This is a genomic window from Rathayibacter sp. AC451, assembly GCF_979253095.1.
This window is the reverse complement of the sequence record NZ_CEEDBD010000001.1, coordinates 2,104,347-2,129,270: the sequence shown is the minus strand read 5'-3', so window position 1 is coordinate 2,129,270 and position 24,924 is coordinate 2,104,347. Positions and strand designations below refer to the sequence as shown.

Here is a 24,924-nt window from a genome sequence, read left to right as displayed (position 1 = left end):
GCGTCTGCGGTCGCAGCGCGGGACCGTCCGCCGCTCCGGCGACCCTCCCGTCCGTCAGTTCTTCGGGGAACCGGGACGCTGGTTCACGGTCACGGTGACGGGATCGCTCGCCGAGACGTTGCCCGCGGCATCGGTCGCGCGGGCGGTCAGCGGGTAGGTCCCCTGGATGCCGGCGGTCCTCGTCCTCCACGACCAGGTGGTCTCGTCGGTCTGGACGGCGTCGCCGACCTTCAGGCTGCCGACGTAGAACGTCACGGCGGTGACCCCGGTGTCGTCGGTGGCGGTGACCGTCGCGGTCGTCGTGCCGCTGATCTGGGCGCCGGACTCGGGCGAGGTGATCGCGACCGCAGGAGCGGTGGTGTCGGCGACGGGCGCCTCGGGCTCGGCGGGCGCGTCGGGCCGCGGTCGGGGCGGCGTCGGAGCCGCCGTCGGCGTCGGTCGGGGGGACGCGGTCGCGGTCGGCGTCGGGGTGGCGGACGCCGTCGAGGTCGGCGTGGACGTGGGCGTCGGGGTGGGCGAGGGCTCGGGGAGCTCGACACCGTCCCAGATGCTGCTGAGGTACTTCCCGGTCGGCCGGGTGCTGACCGCGTCGAGGTCGGCGGCGGTCGTCGAGGAGAGCGTCTCGTCGACGGTGAAGCCGCCCTTCGCGGCGGTCTTGCCGGGAAGGCTCGTGCGGGTGTTCACGACGCTGTCCCAGGCGGGCTGGAGCGATCCGATGAACGTCGAGTCGGAGGCGTCGACGTTGCCGCCGCCGGACCCCTGGACGGCGCTGAGGCTGCCCGGTCCGTTGACGGCTCCGTCGAAGCCGGCGCCGCCGGGGAGGAAGGGGTAGCGCTGGGTGGTGACGGAGCCGCCGACCACGTAGGACTCCTCGAACGCGACGTTCCTGACCCCTCCGATGATGACGGCGCTGTTGTTCGAGCTGAACACGACGGTGTCCCTCACGGTCACCTGTCCGGTCACGCCGCCGCCCTCGATCTGGAGGCTGTCGGTGTGCGGGCGGGCCGCGTCGTCGCCGCCGTACGGCTGGTCGACGTAGAACGACGGGGCGATGTAGCCGCCCTCGACCAGCACGTCCTTCATCGCATCGGGCGCGTACGCCTTGATCTGCGCCGAGTCGGAGTTCTTCACCGTGGAGTCGGGCTCGACGACCTCGATGAGCTCCACGTCGCGCACGGGGACTCCCGCGGAGGCGCTGAGGCCGAGCCAGTTCTCGTTGATGCGCAGCCACGCGAACGACGAGTGGGTCGCGCCCTTGACGTCGAGCGCGTCGATGTCGAAGCGCATGAGCGTGATGCCCGTCACGTCGCGGAGCGCCCAGCTGCCTCCGGTGACCGACTGGAAGCCGTCGCGCGCGGTGATCAGGACCTTGGCGCTCCCGGTGTTCGTGTAGCCGTTGAGCGCCGACAGGTCGTCGATGCGCCCCGGCGCCACCCTGATGACGACGCCCGCCGCGATCTCGCGCGACGTCAGGGCGTCGAGCGCCTCCCGGATCGCCGGACCCGACGCCTCGACGTCGACGACGACGTGGTCGGAGGACGCGCTGCGGATGTCGGGGGTGTCCGACGGGTAGTGCGTGCCGTCGGGCCCGTAGGTCGAGCCGGCCGCGGCGGCCGGAGCGACCTGGAACGATGCCGCCGTGACGGCGATCCCCGCTGCAGCGACGACCGCGAGGATGCGCACGAGGTGCGTCTTCGTCCGCCACGCCGATCCCGCCGTCTCTCGTGCCCGGCGCAGAGCATCCGTGGTCGCGGTCCGCGGCTGCTCGGTGCAGGAGGGGGTGGCTCTGGCCATGGGGAGTGTCGTCCGATCGACTCGTGCTGCGGGGGAGGGGTGCCCGGAGCACGTCGCGGCGGAGGCCTCGAAACGCTGAACGGACCGGGCTCCTCCCGTCGAGGACGGAGCTCCGGCTGTACGCGTCAGTGCGTTCCGAGCGGATGGTGCGGTGAACGACGGCTGCCGCTGCTGCTTCGCGGCAGAGCGGTAATGGGGACCGTCGCGTTCGGTCTTGCAGGGTCGGGGGTGATCGCCACGGTAGTACCCATTCGCACATCGCCGGGCTATGGAGTTTGCTTCTTGCCCGGGGCTCGCTCAGGGCGTAGAGGGAGCGGGGCGCGCGGGGACGTGCGGCGGGGGCTCGAGGTCCGCCGGCGGAGGCGCTCCGGGGGCGGGCGGTGGAGGGCTCGCTCCGCGGAGAGCCCGCGGAGTTCGAGGGTCGCCGACGTGTGGAGACGCGGTAGTCGCTGACGCAGAATTGGCACCTGACGTCCGCACGCCGAGCGAGGACCAGGTCACCCGTCGCTGCTGATCGGGCCGGCCCCGATCGGGAGCACGCTGCGCTCCTGGTTCTCGCCGAGTAGCTCGGGGAATCGGTCTTCCCACAGGAGCCGCACTCGGTCGGGGAGGGTCAGAACGGGCCAGACGGCGAGAAGGATCTCGCGGTTCAGCAGTGCCTTCTGGTCTACCGCGGTGCCCTCGTTGAGTAGCGCCTGATATGCCTTCGTCACGCCGCCCGTCGTGTCGAGATCGACGGTCGGCTCAGGCCCCCAGTAGAGGTGATGGGGCAGTTCGAGGAGCCCCGCCGATGGGCCGGTCAGCTCATCCAGTGTGCCGGGGATCTCGTACGGCTTGACGTCGCGGAGGAAGACCCGTCGCTCGGGCTCGGCCGTCCGCGGCGTCTCCTTGCCGAGCGCGCGGGCGACGGAGGACTTGCCGACTCCGAGGACCTCGGCGATCTGGGCGAAGCTGCGACCGGCCTCGCGCATCCGTCGCGCTTCGCGCAGCCGAGCGGAGGTCATCACCGACGGGCGGCCACCGACGCGGCCCTGGGAGCGTGCATGATCTAGACCGAGCCGAGTGTTCTGTCGGATCGTGTCCACTCGCAGTTGCGCGAAGACGGCAACGATCCCGAACAGTGCCCGTCCCATCGGCGTCGTCGTGTCGATCAGCGGCTCGGTGAGGCTCCGTATGTTCACGCCCCGGCGTTCGAGGTCGTTGATCGTCTCGATCACGATCCGCTCGGTTCCGCCGAGTCGATCGAGACGGCGAAGGAGCAGAGTGTCTCCTTCGCGCAGGAAGTCAAGGCACGCGAGCCACTGCGGCCGATCAGCAATCCGGCTCGACTCCCCGTGATCGACGAAGACCCGGACCGCACCTGCGGCGTGGAGTTCAGCTTCCTGAGCTGCCGGGTTCTGGTCGCGGCGGGAGACACGGGCGTAGCCCACGATGCTGCTCAACATGATCCCTTCCCGCCGTGGCCAGCGTATCCCGAAAACGGGTGTGAAAGCGTTCTGGCACGATCTGGTTTCGGGACGCAAGCGTGTGGAGTTGCCCGCTCGGTGGCGGTGTTCTGTGATCGCTCCGTGTCACTAGGTCAGTTGCCGATGACGAGGACGCTGGCGGCGGCTTCGATGACGTCGTCGGTGATCGTCTCGAGCTCGTTGATCTTGAGGACGCGACTGATCTGGGGGAACAGGCGCTCGAGGAGGCGGAAGTTGCCTCGGGTGATGCGTTCGATGGCTGCGACGGCTTGGGCGTCGGTGAAGTCGTCGGGGTTGAGTGTGCGGCCGAGGTGTTTCCAGTGTCGGTCGAGGACGAAGAGGAGTTCGTCGCGGCCGAGGGCGCGGTAGCGGTGGGAGAAGCCGAGTCGGCTGTAGAGCTGGGGGTAGTGGCGGAAGCGTTGGTCGATGCCGGGCATGCCGATCAGGATCATCGCGAGGTGGGTGCGGTCGTGTTCGTCGCGGAGCAGCTCGAGGGCGGTGGGCGTGAGCCGTTCGGCTTCGTCGACGATGAGCATCTCGACCCACCGAGTGGTGTCGCCGTTGTGCACGCCGGCGACCTTCCCGATGGTGCGGAGGTGCTCGTCGATGCAAATGCCGAGGTGAGCCTGCCACTTGCCGATCTCTCGCATGAGGTCTTTGGGTCGCGGCAGCACCTCGGGTGTGTAGAAGACGGTGCGGGAGCGATGCGCGAGCGCGTTGTGTTTCGCGTCGTCTTCGCCGCGCGGGCCCCACGCGGTGATGTAGGGCTCGAGGGTGTCCCAGTTGGCGTAGCGGCGGGCGGAGTTGGTCTTGCCGACTCCGGCGTCGCCGTGGCAGATGCCGATGGTGCGTTCCTTCTTCACCGCGTTCGCGAACTCGGTGAAGCGGCGGTGTTCCTTGGTGGCGATGAAGGTCTGGGTCATCACTCCTCCTCGTAGGTGCGGAGTCGTTTCTTGCGCGGGGTGGGGTCCGCGAGGTGGGGTTCCTCGCGGTGGGCGATGGTGGGAATGCGATCGTTGATGGTCCGGCGGAGCTCATGGCGGCGAGCACGGCGGGCGGCTTCGATGTCGCGGAGGCTGAGGCGGATGTTGGGGTGGGCTTCGTCGACGGCGACGCAGATGAACGTGTCGTGGTCGTAGACGCGGATCTCGGAGACGTCGCGGGGGTCGTAGCGGATGGTGACGGTATGTCCAACGAAGGGGGCGAGGGTGGGCGCGAGGTAGCGCTGACCCTGGAAGTGGATTCCGTCTCGTTGCACGGTCCGATGCGTGGGCACGGTGAGTAGCAGGCCGTCGAGCTCGTCGAGGGTGTCGGGCATGCGGGGCATCCAGCCGTCCGCGACCCACGCGTCGCGCGGGGAGACACCGAGCTCCTGGTGGGTGCGCTGGTTGTAAGTGGCGATGAAGGCGCCTATCGCCCCGTCGACGCCCGGGAGATCGAGCACGGGCTGCGGGCTGCGGTTCCCGGGGCCGAGGTGGCCGGGGAGGGTCGGGAGGACTTCGGTGTTGATGGTGCCGAAGAAGCGCTCGATCTTGCCTCGCCCCTGGGGTCGGCCGACGGTCGAGAAGATGAGCCGGAGGTGCAGCTCGACGGCGGTGCGTTCGAGGTGGTGGCTGGTGAAGTCGGAGCCGTGGTCGACGTGCAGCACGTCGGGGATCCCGCACATCGCCCATGCCGGGTCGGTCTTCCGCCAGATCGCCTGCCGCAAGGCGAGAGCGGTGTTCAGCGAAGAGGGTGCTCCGGTGAAGACCATGTAGCCGCAGATCGCGCGGGAGTGATCATCCATCACGGTCGTCAGCCAGGGGCGGTCGGGCTTCCCGTTCGCGCCGACAATGAGGATGTCGAGTTCGGTGTGGTCGGCCTGCCAGATCTGGTTCGGCCGTTCCGCGCGACGGCGAAACACCAGCTCGTGCCGGTCGCGGTAGGAAGCGGGACCCTCCAACGCGAGAGTGACGAGCGCCGGGTCGAGGGCCTGCACGATCTCGCGGACGGTCGCGTAGCTCGGCGCCGGCCTGCCTTCGCGCAGGCACTCCTCAACGGTGAGGCGATGCAACGTCGCGATCGACGGACGAGGCCGGATCAGGGCCAGCCCCTCGATGGCGGCGACAGTCGCCGGGTCAGTGCGCCGGCCGCCCCTGTCTGTCCTCGCAGTGTCGTCGAGCCCGGCGAGCCCGTCCCTCTTATAGAGCTGATGCCAGCGCTGCAGCGTCCGCGTGCCGACGCCGCTCTCGCGGGCGAGGGCCGCGAGAGAGACCTGATCTTCGACGTGAAGTCGAAGGATCCGCCACCGCTCGAGGCCGTCCATCAGCCGCTACATCGCTGCACTCTCGCGGGCCGCGTGAGCCTGCTGGTGGCGATACAGCGTCGCGCGACTCCACCCGACGAGACGAGCAGCGTCCTCAGCGGTGCGACCGCGCGCTCGTGCATCCGCGGCGATCGCGAGCTTGTCCGCAATCACGACCGGATCCGACAGAGGCCGACCGAACCGGGTGCCGTTCGCGCGGGCGGCCGCGATGCCGGCGTTGACCCGTTCCACGATGAGTTCTCGCTCGTACTCCGCGAGCGTGGCGAGCATGTTCAACATCAGCCGGCCCGTCGATGTCGACGGATCGATGCTGTCCGAGATCGACCGGACCTGCACCCCGCGCTCGCGCAGCAGGTTCACCGTGTTCAGCACGTCGATCAGGGAGCGGCCGAGGCGGTCGACTCGCCACACGACCACGGTGTCCCCGTCCTCGGCGTACTCGAGGAGCTTCTTCATCCCGGTCCGCTCGATCGCGGTCTTGCTCCCCGAGGTGACGTCCGCGAAGACGTCGCGCTTCTGCACGCCGGCGGCGACGAGCGCGTCGAGCTGCAGCTGCGCGTCCTGACTCGACGTACTCACACGCGTATAACCCAGAAGCCTCACGGCCTCATTCTGACTCGGAAACACCCTCCGCGTCCCCTCCTGAGACGAAACGTGTCAAGACATCTTTCCGAGACAGCCGACGTCCCGAGAATCCGGATCCGTTGACCGTGGTGCGACCGCCGTAAGGCACGTCTCAAAAAGCTACTGGATTTTGCATCACGACACTCCCGTCGACGTGCGACGACCGGGCTGCCCCCTAGGGGAGGGGTATGCGTCGACAGACGCACTGTGTATCGTTCCTCGATAACATTGATTTTCGATAAGGAGGCGTCATGGGACGTGCGAATGCGATCGCGAGCGGTCGGGTCCGGGATCGTCCGCTGCTGCTTCGCCTGGTGCGGGGAGTTCTGCTCATCGTCGCCGCCTTCACGGCCCTCTCGGACGTCGTCCAGGTGATCACGATCGTGACGGGCCGAGTGCTGTTCACCTTCGGAGACGTCGACGGCAGGCTTCCGCTGAGCTACCTTCCTCAGCTACTGCAGGCTGATCTCCGGGACGGGGCCGCCGGAACCCTCGCCGATGCTGACCTGTCACTGCGTCTTCTCTGCGCGCTCCCGACTGCAGTCCACGCTGCGACCGTCGTTCTCGGCACTGTCTTCCTGTTGAGGGTCCTTCGAGGAATTGCACTCGCTCGGCCGTTCGACGCTTACGTGCTCGAGAGCTGGCGACGCCTCAGCATCGCCGTTCTGACAGGCGGTCTCGTGCAGGGCCTGATCGACACCGCGGCAAGCACCTACCTGAACACGAGGATCGGCTTGCTCTTCGGCACGGGCCTGGTGAACGAGCAGCAGCAGAGCGCCTTTCTGGGCGGCAACTACCAGGCGGTCGGCACCAACCTGCCCCAATGGCCGGTTCCCGTCGTCATCGCCGGACTGATCGCCACTGCTCTCATGGCCGCCTTCCGGGCGGGAGCGCGCTTGGAAGAGGACGTCGATGGCGTCGTCTAGCGCACCGGATGAGGACGTCGGTGCGCACCGCATCCTGTGTCACCTCGATTCGGTCCTCGCCGAGCGCGGGATGACTCTCACCGAGCTCTCCACGCGAACCGGGATCACCATGGCCAACCTCTCCATCCTCAAGAACAACCGAGCCAAGGCCATCCGATTCACCACGCTGACCCTCATCTGCGACGCCCTCTCCACCACCCCACAAGACCTCTTCTCGATCCGCCCTTGACTCCGACGGCAGCACCACCCAGAACACCGTCACCACCATCTCAGCGCACAGAAGTGAGCACTTCGACATGACTGACACCTCCACCATCGACACGCGCAAACCCTCCGTTACCGATCGCGCTCCGTCCGCGTCACCGTCAAAACGCAGCACGAAAGCCCTCGTTCAGCCACTCGATCTCGTTGCCGCCCTGACCGGACTGGCGTTGCTGTTCTTCTCTCTCTTCGTCTATGCCGTCGCCGAATGGCGCTACCTCGGTACAGACGTCGACCACTTCACGCCACTCGGGTGGATCGCGCCGCTGGTTGCCGGCGGCCTGTGTCTGCTCGCTACAGCCATCACTGTCGCCAGCCGCGCCGCATCCAACGCTCGCGCCCGGTAACTGCACATGAACACTCCGCTCTACTCCCTTCAGCTCACCGTGCGGGCGAGCCGAGAACTCTTGGCCCGGGCCGGCCTCGCCCACTCGTCGAGACCGTGGGTCATCTCTGCAAGAGACGGCAGCCACTCCATCGATTACGACGTGCTGACGGCACATGCTCACGACCTCGACCTGTCCGAGGAATGCATTGCACGAATCGCCGCTTCCCTCGCCACAGGCGTCGAGGTCAACCTCCACTGCGCGATCGGATACCTCACCCGCGACCACGCCGCACTCGTCATGACCGCCATCGCCTGCGCCAGCGGACACGACCGGCCGGAAACACGCATTACCAGCACCATCGAGGGTCGTCGACACCTCGAAGACGCTCCCGCACTGGATAGCTGGACCTAGACGGCGGTAATCCATCTCGCGTTCATACTCGGAAGCTTCGCGCCTAGCCAGGCGCGAGGTGTCTGCATCACGCCACAAAAGAACCAGACTACATAAGTCCGGCCCGACAGAAAGTAGAAGTGAACAACATGTTTGGTAACGCAAATCTCCCTCTCACGGTGGTCATCCTCGTATTACTTTTCGCTGTGTTCATTGGCGTCGTGTGTTATGTCGCGAAGCAGGTGATTAGTCGACGCTCGTCGGCTAAGTCCGACCTGGCCAATCTGAGAAAATAACTAGTTGCGCACTCATGATCGCTTATGGCAATGTCCTCCTCGAAAGTCATCAACTGAACCTTATTGGGGGAATACAATCATGCAGTTTTCGAAATTTTCTCGGCGAAAGCCCGTCGGTATCGCCGCGCTGGCACTTCTCGCCTGTGTTGCATTCGGACCGCACGCTGCCGCCAACGAAGCAACCTCTGGCTACCTGACCGCCACTCAAATCGAAACCGTCCGGGCGAACATGACCGACGCGGGAATCCCCGCTTCGTCGCAGGCGGGACTAATTGCCACTCTGAACGGCGGCAACGCCATCGAATCCCAGATCAGCAGCTCGATTCCGCTTTCCAGCTTCACCGAGCAGCGCGACGGCTTCACGCGCAATGTCAGTGTGTTCAGCGACGGCTCTCGACGGTGGACGGAGCAGCAGAACCCGACGAAGGACACCGGTCTCGCGACGCGGGCCATCAATCCGCAGAAAAGTGAATGCAGCTACAGCGGGGGCTGGTACAACAACTGCAAGATCGGCATCAGCGACGCCGTCAGCAACGCCTCGTTCCGCATCGACTACACAACCAACAAGGTCCGCGACTACCGCGGAGCCGGCTGCAACAACTCCGTAGGTAGTTGCTCCGTCAGCGGCGGAATCAAGCGCGCGACAGCCGGAACCGCCGGACCCGCATGGGCCGAAATGCAGTTCCACGCGAATGTCGGACCGATCGTCAATGTCGCCAATGGCGCCTTCGGCATCCGCGTTCAGGGACTGTCCGTCTCGCTCTACGGGTCCTGATGATCAACGCCTAAGGGGAGGGGAAGGAGGAGGATCAGTCCAAATCCTTCCCCGCCCTCAACGGCGACACGCATCGGGGCGTCGCGAGGTTCTTGTACCGCACGACCGAGCGGGGGATGAGGGCGCCTGCTTGAATGACCCACATGACAACAACAGTGGTAATCGTCGGTGCTGCCCTTGCTGGTTTCCTCCTCGGACGAGGGCGCGCGGTACCTCGACGCCCCCTCCTGCTCCTCTCCGGTGCTTTCTTGACCGCCGCGCTCGTCGGGGTTTGCGCACTCTCGTCGACTCCCTTGTTAAACGCCGTCCTCCTGGTACTCACCTGCACCGTCAGTTCCGTGTACACCGCGGCCACGGGCTGGAGGCAAACCTTTCCCGACGTTAACATTTCCGTGCACGAGTGGGCACGGCGGGAGATCATTCACCCGCGGTACGCGCGTGATCTGTACGCCAACCGTTCACATTGAGCACCACCCGGGCGCGAGTTGTCATCTCCAAGGCAAGTACCGGACCCGAGGTTCCACCGAATGGTTCGGACGGTCAGGCTTTAGAAGTTGATAGTGGGAAGAGCTGCGGCCAATCCGCTGTTCGATCACTACTGAAACCCGTTCGGCTGTAAGTCGGAGAATTTGCGACTGTGAGGGACCGTGACCTACACCGTCGGCAAGAGCACTAACAGCCGTGCTGGCCGCGCCCGCCAAGGCCTGGAATGAGCGACTGGGCGATGCCGCCACGGAACGGTCACAGCACACCGCTACAGAGCGATCAATCCCACAACGCAAGCGAACGGCGTGTCCGGTTCACCTGCCGCCTCTGCCTCTAGCGTCCCGGAAACGGTCGTTACCGGTTCCTCTGGCCTCGTTGTTCCCTGAGCAGGGACGGCGTCGCGAAAGCGCGTCGCTCCTCGTTCGCCTTGGTGAGAACAGGCGGATAGCCGGAAGCCTCGGGCGCACGAGGTCACTGGCGCCGCGACCCGTCTGGGCTCGGGAGCCCAACCGGTGGGACTGATTCGCATCCGTTGCGGACGGAAGCATTACACTCACTCTCCCGAGCTAGCTGAACGCAGCTGCGGCGGTCGACACGACGGGGGCCGCCATCAGCGATTTCCGCTTCATCCTCATCGAGCATCACGCTCGAACGCTCCACTGGGACCTCCGGCTCGAGGGCGAAGGGGTCCTGCTCAGCTGGGCGCTCCCCAAGGGGGTACCCGTGCAACTCGGTGAGAAGCGATTGGCGGTGCGGACAGAGAACCACCAGGTCGCGGTCCTCGATTTTGTGGCGGTGAGAGCACGAGCCGTGGCGGCTGGGTTCTCAGTAGTGCTGAGGGACAGCGGCGGATTCGAGCGAGCGACCTGGCTCCCCGACTCCCGCATCGTCGTCACGTTGCACGGCAGATATTGGGGACTCGACGTATCGGTCTGATCCGCACGTCGAGGGCCGGACGGAACGGCGCGTGGCTGGCGCAGCGGCTTGATTCGATGGACTGAGGACCCCTTCGGCCGCGACCGTGTTCCGCGTGTCGCAGGCCATCTGCTTCGCGCGCAGCGAGTGACGGCAATCAAGCTCGGTCCGTGTAGAAGACCGCAGTACGGAAACGAGTCTGATCCCATCGGAGCGTCGTCGCCCGCTTCGCCCGAGCGCTTCCGCCGAATCCGTGCGCTGGAATGCGAGGGGTCGGGCTCCTTCACGAGGCCGGAACACGGCTACGCCGATTCCCGGAGCACGAGCGAGATCTGCGGCCCCGACCTGCGGGAAGGCGGAGGTGTTCCGGCCGCCGCGCTGAGGGCGAGTTCCGCGAAGTACCGGCCCAGGCCCGCGTCGTCGACGTGGACCGACGTCAGCGAGGGAACGAACATCTGCGCGAGGGGGGAGTCGTCGTGTCCGATGACGGCGAGGTCGTCGGGAAGGGTGAACCCGCTCCTGATCGCCGCACCGGCGACCAGAGCCGCTATGTCGTCGTTGTACGCGATGACGCCCGTCACTCCCGCTCGATGCCACGCCGCCACGAGCTCGGCGACCCGGGTGGACTCCACCTCTGCTTGGTCGAGGAGGTCGAGGTCGTGCTCGCGGGCGGCTCGAGCGGCCACCGCGTACCGCGAGGACACCAGGTCGACGAGTCGCGGGTCGGGGGAGGACGCGAAGACGAGGCGTCGGTGCCCCTGGGCGACCAGGTGCTCGACCTGGAGCCGAGGTCCGTCGCTGAACGAGAGGTCCTCGTTCCGGGGCGTGTCGTCGGGGGAAGGGATGACGGCGGGGACACCGGCGGCGCGGATCTCGTCGTAGCGCTCCCGGGAGAACGGTGTCATGCCCATCACGACGTCCGGCTGCAGCGTCTCCCAGAGCGGACGTGCGCGTCCGCCCGCGTGGGGGGTCATCGTGACGAGGGAGTAGCCGGCCTCGTCGAGCGCGGTTGACGCCTCGTCGACGTGCCGGCGCATGCTGTACTCCATCGGCCAGTCGGGGAGGACCAGGAGGACGATCCTGCTGCGTCCGCTCGCGAGAGCCTGGGCGGCGAGGTGGGGGCGATAGCCCAGACGCCGGGCGGCCTCGAGGACCTTCGCGCGGGTCGCCTCCGAGATCGTCTGCCCGGCGGTCTCATTCAGCACGAAGCCGACGGTGGCGCGCGAGACGCCGACCTCGCGGGCGATGTCGACCGCGGTTACGCGCCGTGAGGGTGCCGTGCTCGTCATACTGCGCTCCGCCTCCATCTCGCTGACGAGAGTATCGCTTGTGCGTGCTAGCCCTCGTCCAGTGAGTGTTCGTGCGTTGCTTGCGCGCGCTAGCTGCGTTCAGCTACTCTCTCGTCAGCTAGCTCGCGCTAGTTCTACCTTCGCGGCATCTCTCGACAATGGAGTCCTTCATGGCCACACATCCCGGCGATCTTCCCGCCGCCCCGCCCCCGGCCCCGCAGCCGATCCCTCCGGTTCCGGCGGCCTCGGACGAGGTGCTGCGCACCGAGGCTCCGGTCGAGGGGAAGGCCAGCACCTCTTACATCTGGTTCCAGGTGCTCGGCCAGTTCGGCGTCTTCGTCGCCTTCATCACCCCTCTGGCGATCTCGCTCTCGATCCGCCTGTCGACGCTCGCCCCCGGCCGCGAGGAGTACCTCGGGTACATCACCGGCTCGGGAGCGCTCGTGGTGATGCTGACGGCTCCGCTCTTCGGCGTGCTGAGCGATCGCATGCGGACGAGGATCGGGCGCCGCCGCCCGATCATGATCGTCGGCATGCTCGTCGGCGTCGTCTCGCTGCTCGTCATGGCCACGGCGCCCACCGTGCTCCTGCTCGGCCTCGGCTGGATCCTCGCTCAGGTCGGCTGGGGCCAGGTGCTGCAGAACCTGCAGACGTCGATGGCCGACAAGCTATCCGAGACGCAGCGCGGAAAGGTAGCCGGTCTGACCGGCTTTGCGACCCAGGTCGCCCCCGTCTTCGGAGTCGTGATCGCGGGCAGCGTCGCGGGCGACCCGCTCCTGCTCTTCCTGCTCCCCGGAGTGGTCGGCGTCGTCTTCGTGACGCTCTTCGTGCTCTTCACGAGAGAGGCGGACACCCGCGGCGTGCGGTTCGACGAGCGACTCTCGCTGGGCACCCTGTTCAGCAAGTACCTTTACGACCCGCGCAGCCACCCCGACTTCTCGTGGGTGTGGCTCGGGCGCTTCCTCTTCTACTTCGGCCTCACGCTCAACACCACTTTCACGGCGTTCTTCTTCGCCTCGCGGCTCGGCGTCGACGTGACCGAGGTCGCGCCGATCATCGCGACGCTGGGACTGTTCGGCATCCTCGCCACCACGCTCGGCGCCATCGGCGGCGGGTTCCTCTCGGACCGCCTCCGGCGCCGACGCACCTTCGTCCTCGGTGGCGCGGTCCTCTTCGCGATCGGCGCCGTCGTGATGGCTCTCGCGTCGGACGTTCCGGTCCTCATCGCCGGATCGCTCATCACCTCGGTCGGGATCGGCATGTTCGCCGCGGTCGACCAGGCGCTGATCCTCGACGTGCTCCCCGAGAAGGCGACCGCCGCCGGCCGGTTCATGGGGATCATCGGCTTCGCCGTCTCGATCCCGCAGGCCGTCGCTCCCTTCGTCGCGCCGCTCTTCCTGGCGATCGGGGCCGCAGGGGATGACGAGAAGAACTACACGCTCCTGTACATCATCGCCGCCGCCTTCACCGTCCTCGGCGGGCTCGTCGTGATGCGCGTCCGCTCCGTCCGCTGATCCCGTTCCTCACTTCACAGGAGTCCTCCGTGACCGCAGTCCTCATCACCCCCGTCGCCTCGACCGGGGACGCCGGCGAGCCAGCCGCCTACCTCCGCCGCTCGTTCGACGTCGCCGAGCGGCCCGTTCGCGCGACGCTCCGCTCTACCGCGGTGGGACTCGTCGAGCCGCACCTCAACGGCGCGGTGGTCGGCGACGAAGTGCTGGCGCCGGGCTGGACCTCGTACCGCCACCGCCTCGTGGTGAGCAGCCACGACGTCACGGACCGGATCGAGGTCGGCGCCAACGCTCTCGGCGCGGTCCTCGGAGAGGGATGGGCGGTGGGGCGCCTGGGCTGGGAGGAGAAGCGTCGGCACTACTCCGACCGGCCCGCCGCGTGGCTCGAGCTCGAGCTCGAGTATGCCGACGGCCGCCTCGAGACGATTGCGAGCGGGACCGGCTTCCGCGCCGCCCAGGGCGGGGTGCGGGCGAACAGCATCTACGACGGCGAGGAGTTCGACGCCCGGCTCGAACCGCTCGGCTGGGACGGCCCCGGCTTCGACGACTCCTCGTGGAGCGCGGTCGAGGTCCTGGACTGGCCCTCCGAGTCGCTGGTCGACCCGATCGCACCCCCGATCCGGCGGATCGAGGAGCTGGCTCCGGTCGAGGTCCTGACGACTCCGGAGGGGCGCACGGTCGTCGACTTCGGTCAGAACGTCTCCGGCTGGGTGCGCGTGAGTGTCTCCGGGCCGGCAGGCACGACCGTCGTACTGCGCCACTCCGAGGTTGTGATCGACGGAGAGGCCGACTTCGAGACGACCCGCACCGCGGCGGCGACCGATCGGTACACCCTCCGCGGCGGGGAGGTCGAGACGTGGGAGCCGCGCTTCACGTTCCACGGGTTCCGGTACGTCGAGGTCGACGGCTGGCCCGGCGAGCTGACAGCCGAGTCCCTCCGCGCCGTCGTGGTCCACTCCGACATGATCCGCACCGGCTGGCTCGAGACGTCGGACCCGCTCCTGAACCGGCTGCACTCGAACGCCGTCTGGTCGATGCGGGACAACTTCGTGGGCGTGCCCACCGACTGCCCGCAGCGCGACGAGCGGCTCGGCTGGACCGGCGACATCAACGCCTTCGCGCCGACCGCCGCGTTCCTCTACGACGTGCGCGGCGTCCTCAGATCGTGGCTGCGCGACCTCGCGGTGGAGCAGCAGGAGAAGGGGTACGTGCCGTGGGTCGTCCCGGACGTGCTCTCGACGCCGTCCTCGCCGACGGCGCTCTGGAGCGACGTCGCCGTGAGCCTGCCCTGGGCGCTCTACCGCGAGTACGGAGACGAGCGGATCCTCGCCGAGGCGTACGACTCGATGACCGCCTTCCTCCGCCAGGCCGCCGACCTGCTCGACGAGAACGGGCTCTGGAGCAGCGGATTCCAGTACGGCGACTGGCTCGATCCCGACGCCCCCGACGACAACCCCGCCGGCGGCAAGACCGACCGGCACCTGGTGGCCGCCGCCTACCTCTGCCGCACCACCCGCGAGACCGCCGATACTGCGCGGATCCTCGGGCGCACGGAGGACGCGGAGGAGTTCTCGCGCCTGGCCGAGCGGGTGCGCACGGCGTTCCTCGACGAGTACGTCTCCCAGCGCGGCCGGGTCGTGAACGAGACCGCGACCGCGTACGCGCTTGCGATCACGTTCGGGATCCTCGACGACGACCAGCGGCAGCACGCGGGCGACCGGCTCGCGGCGATCGTCGCGCGATCCGGGTACCGCATCTCGACCGGGTTCGCCGGGACTCCGCTCGTCACCGACGCTCTGTCGTCCACGGGACACCTCGCCGAGGCGTACCTGATGCTGCTCGAGAAGGGCTGCCCGTCCTTCCTCTACCCCGTCACGCAGGGCGCCACCACGATCTGGGAACGCTGGGACTCGGTCCGACCCGACGGCACGCTCAATCCCTCCGGGATGACCTCGCTCAACCACTACGCCCTCGGCGCCGTCGTCGACTGGATGCACCGCACCATCGGCGGACTCAGCGCGATCGAGCCCGGGTACCGGAGGATGCGCATCGCGCCGCAGCCGGGAGGGGGTCTGACCTCGGCGACCCTGCGTCACACGACCGTGCACGGGGAGGTCCTCGTCGCCTGGAGCCTCGCGGACGACGAGATGGACGTCACCGTGCGGGTGCCGGGCGGAACCTCGGCCGAGGTCGTTCTCCCGACGCATCCCGAATACGCTGCGCTGCACGTCGAGTCGGGGGAGCACCGCTGGACCTACGCCGTCGAGCGTCCCGCCGCCCCGACGTCGTTCGACCTGAGCTCGACACTGGGCGAGGTCGCCGCCGACCCCTCGGCCTGGCGCCGCTTCCTAGACGTCTTCGGCCGCCACTACCCCGGGGTCCCGCTCGACGGCGCCTCGCCCGAAGCGGCCGCGATGCCTATTACCACCCTGCTCGACTACATCCCCGGTGCCTCCGCCGAGTTCCGCGTCGAGCTCGCCGACGCCCTCACCGCCGACACCGACGGAGCCTCCGCATGAGCCACGACATCAGCACCCTGACTCTCGAGCAGAAGGCGTCCCTGCTGTCGGGCGGTGGCTTCTGGACGACGAAGGCCCTCGACGAGGTTGGGATCCCCTCGATCCTCCTCACCGACGGCCCCCACGGCATCCGCCGGCAGGACGGCCCCGCCGATCACCTCGGCATCAACGACGCGCTCCCGTCCACGTGCTTCCCGCCCGCGGTCGCCGTCGGCTCGAGCTGGGATCCCGAGATCGCAGCGCAGGTCGGCGCCGCGGTGGGTCGGGAGGCTCTCGCTGCAGGCGTGGCCGTCGTGCTCGGCCCGGGCGTCAACATCAAGCGCTCCCCGCTCTGCGGCCGCAACTTCGAGTACTACTCCGAGGATCCGCTCCTGTCGGGAGTGCTCGGTGCCGCGCACGTCTCGGCGATGCAGGAGGTCGGCCCCGGAGCGTCCGTGAAGCACTTCGCGGCCAACAACCAGGAGACGGAGCGGATGCGCATCAGCGCCGACGTCGACGAGCGCACGCTGCGCGAGATCTACCTCCCGGCCTTCGAGCGGGTGGTGAAGGAGGCCGCGCCGGCCACCGTGATGGCCTCGTACAACAAGGTCAACGGCACCTACGCCTCCCAGAACCGCAGGCTGCTCACCGACGTGCTGCGCACCGAATGGGGCTTCGAGGGCGCGGTCGTCTCGGACTGGGGCGCGGTCAGCGACCGCGTCGCCGGCGTCGAGTCGGGCATGGATCTCGAGATGCCGGCGAGCGGCGGTGCCACCGATCAGCGGATCGTCGACGCCGTCCGCTCCGGGCGGCTGTCGGAGGAGGCCGTCGACACCGCGGTGCGCCGCGTGCTCGCACTCACCGAGCTGCCCCACGAGCCCAGCGGAGCCGTGGACGTCGACGGCCATCACGCACTCGCGCGCCGTCTGGCCGCGGACTCGGCTGTGCTGCTCAAGAACGACGCCGGTGTCCTGCCACTGCACTCCGCTCCCCGCCTGGCGGTCATAGGCGCCTTCGCCGCCGAGCCGCGCTTCCAGGGTGGGGGGAGCTCGCATCTGACCCCGACCCGGGTCGACACGGCGCTCGACGCGATCCGCGAACTGGCCGATGAGCGCGGCACCACCGTCGAGTACGCCGACGGCTTCCTCGTCGGGGCCGATGATCCGGACGAGGCCGAGCGTCGCGCGCGCGCGGTCGATGTCGCCGCTCGCGCCGACATCGCGATCGTGTTCGCGGGACTCGGCGACAGGGAGGAGTCCGAGGGCTTCGACCGCAGCTCCCTCGAGCTCCCGGCTGCGCAGGTCGAGCTGCTGGGCGCGGTCGCCGCGGCGGCCCCTCGCACCGTCGTCGTGCTCTCGAACGGCGGAGTCGTGTCGCTCGAGGGCTGGCACGACGACGTCGACGCGATCCTCGAGGGCTGGCTGCTCGGCCAGGCCGGCGGATCCGCGATCGCCGATCTCCTCTTTGGAGTGGTGAACCCGTCCGGGCGCCTCGCCGAGACGATCCCGCTGAGGCTGCAGGACACCCCTAGCGTGCACACCTTCCCCGGGGAGCAGGGCCACGTCCGCTACGGCGAGGGCGTGATGGTCGGCTACCGCCACTACGAGACGGCCGCCGCTCCCGTCCGCTACCCGTTCGGCCACGGCCTCGGCTACACGGCCTTCGCCACGTCTGACCTCCTGGTCGAGAAGACGGGAGACGACTCCGCCCGGGTCGAGCTCGTCGTCACCAACACCGGAGCCGTCGCCGGCCGGCACGTCGTACAGGTCTACGTCTCTACCGACGCCGGACCGGTGCGCCGACCGAGACGGGAGCTGCGCGCCTTCGCGAAGATCGGCCTCCGGCCGGGCGAGTCCCGGACGGTGTCGCTGGAGCTCGACCGGCGCGCGTTCGCGTACTGGGACATCGAGCAGTCGGATTGGATCGTGCCCGGAGGCGAGTACGCGGTCCAGATCGGCGAGAACGCCTCGCGGATCGTGGCTGAGAAGGCGATCGTGCTCGCCGGAGACGTGCTGGTGCGTCCGCTGACCCTTGACTCGACGGTCGGAGAGTGGTTCGCGCACCCGGTCGTCGGACCCGCCCTGCGGCAGGGCCTGGCGGCGGGAATGAGCGAGGAGCAGGCCCGCGAGGCGGAGGCGAACGAGGACGGCCTGAAGATGGTCGAGTCGATGCCGATGCAGCAGTTCGTCGCGTTCACGGGCGGCGCGTTCCCGCCCGAGGCGCTCGAGCAGCTCATGGCGCTGAGCACGGCGGACCCGGTGCCTGCGTGAGCGCCGCGTTCGAGGTGCCCGCCTCCGTCGAGGTGACGGAGGACGAGGTCATCGGCCGGCACGGGAGCATCCCCGTGCGGCGCTACCGCGGGCGCGTGGCGCGGGGCGACTCCGCTCTGCTCGTCTGGGCGCACGGCGGAGCGTTCGCCTGGGGCGGTCTCGACCAGCTGGAGGCCCACGCCGTCGCGGCAAGCACGGCGGCGGCGGGTCATGAGGTGGTCTCGGTCGACTATCGCCTGGCGCCTCATTTCTCATGGTTCCTCCCGCCGTCCCGCCGCGCATCGGCCCGGGGGCACCGCGCTCCGGTGCCGATGGAGGACCTCGTCGACTCCTTCTCGAGCATCGCCGCCTCGGCCGCGCAGCCCGTGGTCCTCGGCGGTGCGAGCGCGGGCGCCTGCCTCGCCGCGGCCGCCGCGATGCGGCTCCGGGACGAGGACGCCACGCCGCCCGCCCGGCTGGTGCTCGCCTACGGCACCTTCCACGCCGAGCTGCCCCCGATCGACGCCGCCCTGCGCTCCCGCACCCGGGGACGCCACTCCTTCACCCAGTTCAGTCCGAGGCTGGTCAGGCGCATGAACGCGAACTACGCCGGTGACGCACCGCGCCCGGTCTTCCCCGGCGACGGCCGCCTGGCCGGTCTGCCGCCGACGACGATGATCGACGCCGACCGCGACACGCTCCGCGCCTCGGGCGCCGCGTTCGCCCGCGGACTCCGCGACACGGGAGTGACCGTCGACTACTCCGTCGTGCCGGAGGCACCGCACGGGTTCCTCGATCGGCCTGATACCCCCTTCTTCGCGGCCGGCGTCGACCTGCTCCTCGGTGCGCTCGACCGAGCGGCCGTCCCTCGCTCAGGATCGGACACTCGATGACCCGCAGAACTACCGCCCGCCGACGTGTGTTCCTGACCGGAGCCGCGGGCAACTGGGGGCGCCGCGTCCTCGACGCCTTCCGCGAGCGGGCGGACGACTTCGAGGTCGTCGCGCTCGTCCTCCCGACGCCGAAGGACCTCGCTGTGATCCGGAAGTACGAGGAGATGGAGAACCTCGAGGTCGTCTTCGGCGACATGACCGACTACCCCGCCGTCGAGCGCTGCGTTCGCGGAGCGGACGTCGTGCTGCACATCGGCGCTGTCGTCTCGCCTTTCGCCGATGACCACCCCGAGCTGGCGCACCGGATCAACGTCGGCAGCATCCGCACGATCATCCGCGCGGTCCGGGCTCAGCCCGACCCCTCGAGTATCGCCGTCGTCGGAGTCGGCACGGTCGCGCAGACGGGCGACCGCACGCCCCCGCACCACTGGGGTCGGGTCGGGGATCCGCTGCGGGTCTCGCGCTACGACGAGTACGGGCAGAGCAAGGTGATCGCCGAGAAGGAGCTCGTCGACTCCGGGCTCCCGAAGTGGGTGCAGCTGCGCCAGACAGGCATCCTCCACCCCGGCATGCTCGAGATCCGGGACCCGATCATGACCCACTCCACGCTCGGCGGGGTCATGGAGTGGGTCTCGGCCGAGGACGCCGCGCGACTCGCGATCGCGGTCTCCGAGCGCGACGTTCCGGACGAGCTGTGGGGCGGGATCCACAACATCGGGGAGGGGACGCCTGGCGCCTGACCAACTGGGACATGCAGCTGCGCATCTCGCGTGCCCTCGGGGTCCGCGACGTGCGCGGCTGGTACGAGCGCGACTGGTTCGCGACCCGCAACTTCCACGGGCACTGGTACACCGACTCCGACCGCCTGCACGAGCTCGTGCCGTTCCGGCAGGACACGCCGGAGGACGCCCTGCGGCGCGCAGTCGCGGCGAATCCGGCCCTGCGGGTAGCCGGCCGGCTGCCGGCGGGCCTCGTCAAGAACCTCGTGATGAAGCCGCTCACCCTGCGGCACCGCGGAACGATGGACTACGTCCGGCGCGGCGACCTCGAGGCGGTGGCGGCCTACTTCGGCTCGCCCGCTGATCGCGAGGCGATCGGAGGCTGGGACACGTTCTGGCCGCCGCGCCCGGGCCGCGTCCCGACGCTCCTCGACCACGGCTACGACGAGTCGCTCCCGACCGCGGAGTGGGACGGACCGCTGCTCGGAGAGGTCGCCCGCCACCGCGGAGGACGACTGCTCACCGACGTCGTCGTCACCGGGGACGTCACGACCGCGCTCTCATGGGAGTGCGCGTTCGGGCACCGGTTCGCAGGCAGCCCGCGCCTGATCCTCCGAGCGGGACACTGGTGCCCGGAGTGCGTGCGCGACGTCGCCGGGTACCCGGCGCAGGCCGAGCGCAGCCCGTTCCTGGCGCAGCTCGAGCCCGCGCCGATCACGGCCTGATCGTTGCGGAAGAGGGCTGGCCCAGCGCCTTCTCGAAGAAACCGCTGATCGTGTCGAACGGGATCAGATCGGTCCGGTCGTAGAGGTCGATGTGACGGGCTCCGGGGACCACGACCAGCGACGTCGGCCCGGTCGCCTGCGCCAGGGCGTCGTCCGTGAAGTATCGGGAGTGCGCCCGGTCTCCCGTGATGAACAGGATCGGGCGCGGTGCGACGTCCGCGAGATGACGCAGCGCACCGAAGTTCACGTGCGCGACGCTGCTGGTGATCGTGAACGCGCCGATCGATCTCTCGTGGTGCCCTCGATCGGTGACGTAGAACTCCTGGAACTCGGCCGTGATCGGATCGAGTGCGTCCGGTTCGTAGACGTCGGGGAAAGCAGGGGAGAGTGCGGCCGAACCGCTGTCGACGTCGCGCCAGCGCTGCTCCGCGAGCGACTCGAGGGCTGCGCGCCGATCGTCGTCGGTGGACGAGCTCTGCCAGCCGTCGCGTGAGATCCCGCTGATGTCGTACATCGCCGACGTCACGACGGCCTTGATGCGGGTGTCGACCTGGGCGGCGCTGAGGGCGAATCCGCCGCTCCCGCAGATCCCGAGGACCCCGATCCGGTCGCGGTCGACGAAGGCGAGTGCTCCGAGGTGATCGACGCCGGCGCTGAAGTCCTCGGCGAACAGCTCCGGAGAGGTGATGTGCCGGGGCTCGCCGCCGCTCTCGCCGTTGTACGAGGGATCGAAGGCGAGGGCGACGAGACCGAGCCGCGCGAGCTCCTGCGCGTAGACGCTCGGACCCTGCTCCTTCACTCCGCCGTGCGGAGGGCCGATGACGACGCCGGCCCGCTGGATGGTTGCGTCGAGGTCGGTGGAGACGTAGAGGTCTGCGGCGATCTCGATGCCGTACCGGTTCCGGTAGCGGACAGGAGTGCGCGACACGTCCGGCGCGAGCGCGGAGATGTAGCCGTCCGAGTGGTGGGACATGGTTCCTCTTCTCGTGGGTTCGGGGGGCTCGATGGACGCTATGCCGCTTCGGGCACGGCGTGAAGGGCTCTGACAGCACCTCCTCGGTCGTCGTCCGTCGTCGAGGCGGAGAGGAGGCTGATTCCTCGGCTGGGGTCGGTGCCGGCCGAGCGCTGATGTCGACGCGGTCGGGCGGACCGCCGCTCGCAGGGCGGTCCACCCGACCTCACATGGTCGGCAGGGACCTACTCGGCGTTCAATCGCTCGTACGTCACGCGCCAGCCCTCGGACGGGTCCGCAGGAGTCAGGACCAGCGTGTCCCCCTCGACCTCGAACCTGCGCTCGAGGGTCTGCCCGACGAGGTCGCGAGCGAGGGCGTTCTCGACCTCGACGGTGAAGCTCCCCTCGTCCTCGTCGACGTCGACGAGGCCGTAGTAGGCCTCGTAGCCGCTGACCGTGTACGCAGTGTCCGGCGCCGCCACGTCCGGGTTCGAAGCCTGCACCGAGAAGAGGTCGCCGTCGAAGATCACCTGTCCGGAGTACGGGACCTCGAGATAGTTCCCTTCCCCTCCCGCTTCGAGCGACGTCATGCGCCACTGGCCGTCAATGGGGGCGGATGCATCACCGGCCGGTTCTGCAGAGCATGCGGAGAGTGCGAGCAGCAGGCCTGCGCCGAGAGCGACGGCACTGCTGGAGGTCTTGATCGTCATGGTTCACCTAGCGGTAGGGGCGGGCGGTAGGGGGAGCTCGGAGCGTATGTCCGCATCGGCACGAGCAAGGAGGTCCTGTCCGAGCCCCCCGAGCGAGCTGCATCGGAGGTAGTACGAGGGCAGGGCTGAACGCGCCCTGGGAATGCGCGCCAGTGATCGAGGCGGAGCGGGCTCCCTCCGTGCCGCCCGCAACGCCGCCGGTGCAGCGATCGGAGAGCCGACCGCGAGAGGGGCCCTGCCGGAACGCGTTTGGGCGGACCCCTCGCTGGCGTCCGGCTCTGCGGCTTCGGTGGGCTCCGTGCAGCCGATCCTCTCGGCCGCCCGGCACGACCGGGACCTCCGATCCTTCCCCCCGCCGCCCGTTCCGATGATCTCCGAGGAGACACCATGACCGACACCACGACCACCGGCACTTCCCCCGATCCCGAGCGCGAGGAGACGCGGGGACTGAGGCGGCGGCACCTGCTCGCCTTGGCCGGCGCAGGCGGTGCCGCCGCTGTCGGTGCCGTCGCGCTCGGCAATCTGTTCAGTGAGGACGCCGGCGAGGCGGAAGAGCGCATCGCCACCACCGAATGGGACAAGACCTTCCCCCGCGATCCGGCCGTCAACCACGAGAAGGTCACGTTCACGAACCGGCTCGGTCTGACCCTCGTCGGCGATCTCTACTCGCCCTCGGGGGCGAGGCGCTCCCTCCCGTCCCGCGCCCTGATCGTGGGTCACCCGTTCGGTGGCGTGAAGGAGCAGACCTCGGGCCTCTACGCCCAGACGCTGGCGGCTCGCGGTTTCGTCACCCTCGCCTTCGATGCCTCGTACAACGGCGAGAGCGGAGGAGAGCCCCACTTCATCGCGTCTCCCGAAGCCTTCGTGGAGGACTTCAGCGCCGCGGCGGACTACCTCGGACTGCACCCTCTCGTCGATCCGGAACGACTCGGGGTCCTGGGCGTCTGCGGCAGCGGAGGCTTCTCGATCGCCGCGGCGCAGACCGACACCCGGATGAAGGCCGTCGCCACCGTCAGCATGTACGACATGGGGCGCGACCGCCGGCAGAGCCTCGGTGACACGATGACCGAGGAGGAGCGTCGCGAGCAGGTCGACGCCATGAGCCGTCAGCGGTGGGCCGAGGCGCGCGGGGACGACACGGAGTACGTGGTCGGGACTCCGGAGGCGATCACCGCCGACTCGCCGGCGGTCGCGAGGAGTTCTACGACTACTACCGCACCCCGCGCGGGCAGCACCCGCGGTCGACCACCGAGATGTCGCTCACGAGCAACGGGGCGCTCATGCGCTTCCACCCGTTCCAGAGCATCGAGTGGATCTCGCCCCGGCCGATCCTCCTCGTGCACGGGGAGATCGCGAACTCCCGCTACTTCAGCGAGGACGCGTACCAGCGCGCCGCGGAGCCGAAGGAGCTCTACATCGTGCCGGGAGCGGGCCACGTGGACCTCTACGACCGCGTCGATCTGATCCCGTGGGACACGCTCACGGAGTTCTTCACGCAGAACCTCTGAGCACTCGCGTCATGAGCGTGCGCAGGACGAGTCCTCCCGGGGCTCGTCCTGCGCACGTGCGCCGTGGGACCGACGCTCGACTGCACGCAGCGCCAGGGGAGCGGTTCGCCGAGACGCTCGTCGCTCTGCGAAGCGAATATCGCCCTGTTGACTAAGTCCCACAATGTCGGATATCTTCCTTCTATCGCAGGACCGATGCAACGACGCTCTCCTGGCGTCGACGCGTCCCTCTCGCGCCCTACCGCCCGACTCACCTCCTCGCCCCTGGCCTCCGCTGCGCGGTCGCCGTGCTCGCGGGTTCGGCACCGACGCCACCTCTCCCGGAGGCGCGGGACGTCGATCCGGGAGGCGGTCGACGGTCGCAGGACCGGACTCGACGACGAGGACGACGCTCGAATCGATGAGGAGAGAGCCCATGCCGATCAGGCAGCGCACGGCCGACGACCGCCCCGGCACCGCCGACACCGGAATGCTCGCCGCGCAGACCCACGAGGACAGGCTCGAATCGAGCCGGAGAACGAGGGCCCGCACCCGACGACGCACTCGGTCCGTGGCATGGGCGATGGTGCCACCGCTGGTATTCCTCGCGATCCTCGTCGCCTGGGCGGCGGTCGTCGAGGTCTTCGCGATCCCGACCTATCTGCTCCCCGGCCCCGTCGACGTCTTCACCCGCCTGTTCGAGGACGCCGAGAGCCTCTGGCGTCACACTCAGGCCACGCTCACGGCGATCGTCATCGGCTTCGTCCTGAGCATCGCGATCGGCATCCCTCTCGGCTTGGTCATCGCGCTCTCCCGCGCTGCGAAGCAGACGCTCTACCCGCCGGTCATGGTCCTCCAGCTGATCCCCAAGATCGCGATAGCACCGCTGCTGCTCGTCTGGCTCGGGTTCGGACCCGAGACGAAGATCATGCTGGTGGTCCTCATCACGTTCTTCCCTGTGCTTCTGGCCAGCGTCAGCGAGTTCTCGATCCTCGACGACCGCCTGCTCTACCTGACGAAGTCGATGGGCGCCAGCCGATGGCAGACCTTCTGGTCACTGCGGTTCCCCGCCGCACTCCCCGTGATCTTCTCCGGCATCAAGACCTCGGCGACTCTGGCCATCACCGGAGCTCTGGTCGCCGAGTTCCTCGGTTCGAACAGCGGACTCGGCTACGCCCTGCTGCGGGCCAGCAGCGCCCTGGACACCGAGTACATGTTCGCGACGCTCGTGATCCTCACGGTGATCGGCATCGTCATCAACTACCTCCTCGAGTTCATCGAATGGCTGCTGACGCCCTGGCAGCGCGGACGCCTCGAGAAGTGA

22 protein-coding genes and 1 pseudogene are annotated in these 24,924 nt (G+C 68.6%); 15 read left to right on the top strand and 8 right to left on the bottom strand.

The window, feature by feature from the left end; translation table 11 throughout:
• Positions 1-54: 54 nt before the first annotated feature.
• From AC0CID_RS10180 to AC0CID_RS10160, 5 genes are all read right to left on the bottom strand, one after another.
• Entirely contained in the window at positions 55-1,794 is a 1,740-nt protein-coding gene (locus AC0CID_RS10180; RefSeq protein WP_465226713.1) for an Ig-like domain-containing protein, read from the bottom strand.
• A gap of 497 nt (positions 1,795-2,291) precedes the next feature.
• A complete protein-coding gene (locus AC0CID_RS10175; RefSeq protein WP_465226712.1) occupies positions 2,292-3,317 on the bottom strand; it encodes a recombinase family protein in 1,026 nt (341 codons plus the stop codon).
• A 56-nt stretch (positions 3,318-3,373) separates the two neighbouring features.
• On the bottom strand, positions 3,374-4,183 hold the full coding sequence (locus tag AC0CID_RS10170; RefSeq protein WP_465226711.1) for an AAA family ATPase: 810 nt from the start codon (positions 4,181-4,183) through the stop codon (positions 3,374-3,376).
• A complete protein-coding gene (locus AC0CID_RS10165) occupies positions 4,183-5,565 on the bottom strand; it encodes a transposase (protein ID WP_465226710.1) in 1,383 nt (460 codons plus the stop codon). The genes AC0CID_RS10170 and AC0CID_RS10165 overlap by 1 nt, the downstream gene beginning before the upstream one ends.
• Before the next feature lie 6 nt (positions 5,566-5,571).
• Positions 5,572-6,168 carry a recombinase family protein gene (locus AC0CID_RS10160; RefSeq protein WP_465226709.1) on the bottom strand — a complete coding sequence of 199 codons (597 nt, stop codon included), beginning with the start codon at positions 6,166-6,168 and terminating at the stop codon, positions 5,572-5,574.
• Between the two features lie 272 nt (positions 6,169-6,440).
• On the opposite strand from AC0CID_RS10160, the gene AC0CID_RS10155 reads away from it, so the two are divergent.
• The 6 genes from AC0CID_RS10155 to AC0CID_RS10130 all read left to right on the top strand — a co-directional run bounded on the left by AC0CID_RS10155 (position 6,441) and on the right by AC0CID_RS10130 (position 10,588).
• Entirely contained in the window at positions 6,441-7,115 is a 675-nt protein-coding gene (locus AC0CID_RS10155; protein ID WP_465226708.1) for a hypothetical protein, read from the top strand.
• Entirely contained in the window at positions 7,102-7,344 is a 243-nt protein-coding gene (locus AC0CID_RS10150) for a helix-turn-helix domain-containing protein (RefSeq protein ID WP_465226707.1), read from the top strand. The genes AC0CID_RS10155 and AC0CID_RS10150 overlap by 14 nt, the downstream gene beginning before the upstream one ends.
• 67 nt (positions 7,345-7,411) lie before the next feature.
• A complete protein-coding gene (locus AC0CID_RS10145; protein WP_465226706.1) occupies positions 7,412-7,723 on the top strand; it encodes a hypothetical protein in 312 nt (103 codons plus the stop codon).
• Positions 7,724-7,729: 6 nt separating this feature from the next.
• Positions 7,730-8,116, top strand: a complete 387-nt coding sequence (locus AC0CID_RS10140) for a hypothetical protein (protein WP_465226705.1) — start codon at positions 7,730-7,732, stop codon at positions 8,114-8,116.
• 354 nt (positions 8,117-8,470) lie between these two features.
• Entirely contained in the window at positions 8,471-9,166 is a 696-nt protein-coding gene (locus AC0CID_RS10135; RefSeq protein ID WP_465226704.1) for a hypothetical protein, read from the top strand.
• A 1,056-nt stretch (positions 9,167-10,222) separates the two neighbouring features.
• Positions 10,223-10,588: a DNA polymerase ligase N-terminal domain-containing protein gene (locus AC0CID_RS10130; RefSeq protein WP_082481165.1), complete on the top strand. Its 366-nt coding sequence runs from the start codon at positions 10,223-10,225 to the stop codon at positions 10,586-10,588.
• Positions 10,589-10,869: 281 nt separating this feature from the next.
• On the opposite strand, the gene AC0CID_RS10125 is transcribed toward AC0CID_RS10130, so the two are convergent.
• Positions 10,870-11,856, bottom strand: coding sequence for a LacI family DNA-binding transcriptional regulator (locus AC0CID_RS10125; RefSeq protein WP_465226703.1), 987 nt, complete (start codon positions 11,854-11,856; stop codon positions 10,870-10,872).
• A 170-nt stretch (positions 11,857-12,026) separates the two neighbouring features.
• On the opposite strand from AC0CID_RS10125, the gene AC0CID_RS10120 reads away from it, so the two are divergent.
• From AC0CID_RS10120 to AC0CID_RS10095, 6 genes are read left to right on the top strand one after another with little or no spacing between them, the layout of a single operon-like run.
• The gene (locus AC0CID_RS10120) at positions 12,027-13,370 is read left to right on the top strand and encodes an MFS transporter (protein WP_465226702.1); all 1,344 of its coding nucleotides are present in this window, start codon (positions 12,027-12,029) and stop codon (positions 13,368-13,370) included.
• Positions 13,371-13,399: 29 nt separating this feature from the next.
• Entirely contained in the window at positions 13,400-15,886 is a 2,487-nt protein-coding gene (locus tag AC0CID_RS10115; protein ID WP_465226701.1) for an alpha-L-rhamnosidase, read from the top strand.
• Complete coding sequence (locus tag AC0CID_RS10110; RefSeq protein ID WP_465226700.1) at positions 15,883-18,135, top strand: glycoside hydrolase family 3 C-terminal domain-containing protein; 2,253 nt, start codon at positions 15,883-15,885, stop codon at positions 18,133-18,135. The genes AC0CID_RS10115 and AC0CID_RS10110 overlap by 4 nt, the downstream gene beginning before the upstream one ends.
• Positions 18,132-19,007 carry an alpha/beta hydrolase fold domain-containing protein gene (locus tag AC0CID_RS10105; RefSeq protein ID WP_465226699.1) on the top strand — a complete coding sequence of 292 codons (876 nt, stop codon included), beginning with the start codon at positions 18,132-18,134 and terminating at the stop codon, positions 19,005-19,007. The genes AC0CID_RS10110 and AC0CID_RS10105 overlap by 4 nt, the downstream gene beginning before the upstream one ends.
• Positions 19,004-19,747 carry an NAD-dependent epimerase/dehydratase family protein gene (locus AC0CID_RS10100; RefSeq protein WP_465226698.1) on the top strand — a complete coding sequence of 248 codons (744 nt, stop codon included), beginning with the start codon at positions 19,004-19,006 and terminating at the stop codon, positions 19,745-19,747. The genes AC0CID_RS10105 and AC0CID_RS10100 overlap by 4 nt, the downstream gene beginning before the upstream one ends.
• A gap of 11 nt (positions 19,748-19,758) precedes the next feature.
• Positions 19,759-20,451, top strand: coding sequence for a hypothetical protein (locus tag AC0CID_RS10095; RefSeq protein ID WP_465226697.1), 693 nt, complete (start codon positions 19,759-19,761; stop codon positions 20,449-20,451).
• Here AC0CID_RS10095 and AC0CID_RS10090 read toward each other — a convergent pair.
• Together AC0CID_RS10090 and AC0CID_RS10085 are read right to left on the bottom strand one after the other, a co-directional pair.
• Positions 20,441-21,424 (bottom strand): alpha/beta hydrolase, encoded by a 984-nt coding sequence (locus AC0CID_RS10090; RefSeq protein WP_465226696.1) that lies wholly within the window; start codon positions 21,422-21,424, stop codon positions 20,441-20,443. The two genes, AC0CID_RS10095 and AC0CID_RS10090, sit on opposite strands and share 11 nt — an antisense overlap.
• Before the next feature lie 224 nt (positions 21,425-21,648).
• On the bottom strand, positions 21,649-22,113 hold the full coding sequence (locus AC0CID_RS10085; protein WP_465226695.1) for a lipocalin-like domain-containing protein: 465 nt from the start codon (positions 22,111-22,113) through the stop codon (positions 21,649-21,651).
• A gap of 387 nt (positions 22,114-22,500) precedes the next feature.
• Between AC0CID_RS10085 and AC0CID_RS10080 the strand changes: the two are divergent.
• The 3 genes and pseudogenes from AC0CID_RS10080 to AC0CID_RS10070 form a co-directional block, all read left to right on the top strand.
• Positions 22,501-23,064, top strand: a pseudogene (locus tag AC0CID_RS10080) (alpha/beta hydrolase); the annotation flags it as partial.
• A 161-nt stretch (positions 23,065-23,225) separates the two neighbouring features.
• On the top strand, positions 23,226-23,621 hold the full coding sequence (locus tag AC0CID_RS10075; protein ID WP_465228146.1) for an alpha/beta hydrolase: 396 nt from the start codon (positions 23,226-23,228) through the stop codon (positions 23,619-23,621).
• Between the two features lie 415 nt (positions 23,622-24,036).
• Positions 24,037-24,924: an ABC transporter permease gene (locus AC0CID_RS10070; RefSeq protein WP_465226694.1), complete on the top strand. Its 888-nt coding sequence runs from the start codon at positions 24,037-24,039 to the stop codon at positions 24,922-24,924.

Coding starts and splice junctions, on each gene's coding strand:
- AC0CID_RS10180 (WP_465226713.1), bottom strand. CDS start 1,794: ATGGCCAGAGCCACCCCCTCCTGCACCGAGCAGCCGCGGACCGCGACC.
- AC0CID_RS10170 (WP_465226711.1), bottom strand. CDS start 4,183: ATGACCCAGACCTTCATCGCCACCAAGGAACACCGCCGCTTCACCGAG.
- AC0CID_RS10165 (WP_465226710.1), bottom strand. CDS start 5,565: ATGGACGGCCTCGAGCGGTGGCGGATCCTTCGACTTCACGTCGAAGAT.
- AC0CID_RS10155 (WP_465226708.1), top strand. CDS start 6,441: ATGGGACGTGCGAATGCGATCGCGAGCGGTCGGGTCCGGGATCGTCCG.
- AC0CID_RS10150 (WP_465226707.1), top strand. CDS start 7,102: ATGGCGTCGTCTAGCGCACCGGATGAGGACGTCGGTGCGCACCGCATC.
- AC0CID_RS10145 (WP_465226706.1), top strand. CDS start 7,412: ATGACTGACACCTCCACCATCGACACGCGCAAACCCTCCGTTACCGAT.
- AC0CID_RS10140 (WP_465226705.1), top strand. CDS start 7,730: ATGAACACTCCGCTCTACTCCCTTCAGCTCACCGTGCGGGCGAGCCGA.
- AC0CID_RS10135 (WP_465226704.1), top strand. CDS start 8,471: ATGCAGTTTTCGAAATTTTCTCGGCGAAAGCCCGTCGGTATCGCCGCG.
- AC0CID_RS10125 (WP_465226703.1), bottom strand. CDS start 11,856: ATGACGAGCACGGCACCCTCACGGCGCGTAACCGCGGTCGACATCGCC.
- AC0CID_RS10120 (WP_465226702.1), top strand. CDS start 12,027: ATGGCCACACATCCCGGCGATCTTCCCGCCGCCCCGCCCCCGGCCCCG.
- AC0CID_RS10110 (WP_465226700.1), top strand. CDS start 15,883: ATGAGCCACGACATCAGCACCCTGACTCTCGAGCAGAAGGCGTCCCTG.
- AC0CID_RS10100 (WP_465226698.1), top strand. CDS start 19,004: ATGACCCGCAGAACTACCGCCCGCCGACGTGTGTTCCTGACCGGAGCC.
- AC0CID_RS10095 (WP_465226697.1), top strand. CDS start 19,759: ATGCAGCTGCGCATCTCGCGTGCCCTCGGGGTCCGCGACGTGCGCGGC.
- AC0CID_RS10090 (WP_465226696.1), bottom strand. CDS start 21,424: ATGTCCCACCACTCGGACGGCTACATCTCCGCGCTCGCGCCGGACGTG.
- AC0CID_RS10085 (WP_465226695.1), bottom strand. CDS start 22,113: ATGACGATCAAGACCTCCAGCAGTGCCGTCGCTCTCGGCGCAGGCCTG.
- AC0CID_RS10070 (WP_465226694.1), top strand. CDS start 24,037: ATGCCGATCAGGCAGCGCACGGCCGACGACCGCCCCGGCACCGCCGAC.